The sequence below is a fragment of the Burkholderia sp. Ac-20392 genome (assembly GCF_017104585.1).
GTDB lineage: Bacteria > Pseudomonadota > Gammaproteobacteria > Burkholderiales > Burkholderiaceae > Burkholderia > Burkholderia lata.
The window spans coordinates 1-644 of the sequence record NZ_JAAGPB010001097.1 but is presented as its reverse complement, the minus strand read 5'-3'; the positions used below and the strand labels follow the sequence as shown (position 1 = coordinate 644).

Sequence of the window (644 nt, the reverse complement as noted above, 5' to 3'; positions counted from 1 at the left end):
GCCCGCTGATCGACGCGTCGCGCGACACGCTCGCCGACATCGAGACGCGCCTCGAGCTCGAATTCGAGCAGAAGCCCGGCATCCTGCACGTCGTGCGCGACCCGCGCGACTGGGACGCGATGCAGCCCGCGCTCGACCTGCTGCGCACGCTCGACCAGCCGTACCGCCTGCTCTCCGCCGACGAATGCGCGGTGCTCGAGCCGTCGGTGCCGGCCGAGCCCGGCTTCGCCGGCGGCGTGCTGCTCGAGACCGAACGCACCGGCAATTGCCCGCTGTTCGCGAAACTGGTCAAGCAGACGCTCGACGAGCACGGCGTGCAGTTCCGCTTCGGCGCGGAAGTCGCCGCGATCCGCGTCGACACCGGCCGCGCCGCGGTCGAGCTCGTCCCGCCCGGCGACCGGCGCGCGTCGAACGCTCGCGAGGTCGACGTGATTTCCGCCGATGCAATCGTGGTCGCCGCCGGCGCCGGCAGCCTGCCGCTGCTCGACCGGCTCGGCTGGCGCCTGCCGCTGCACCCAGTGCGCGTCCATACGCTCACCGCGCCGGTCGCCTACGAAGAACACGCGCCGCACCTGAACGTCATCGATTCGATCAAGCGGATCTCGATCACGCGCACCCACCAGCGGCTGCGCGTCGGCGGCGGA

Annotated in this window: 1 protein-coding gene; it reads left to right on the top strand. The window is 72.0% G+C overall.

All coding sequences use genetic code 11. The features are described 5' to 3' along the window. The coding region (locus G3N99_RS40995) for an FAD-dependent oxidoreductase (RefSeq protein WP_206125282.1) at nt 1-644 on the top strand (644 nt) is incomplete at both ends.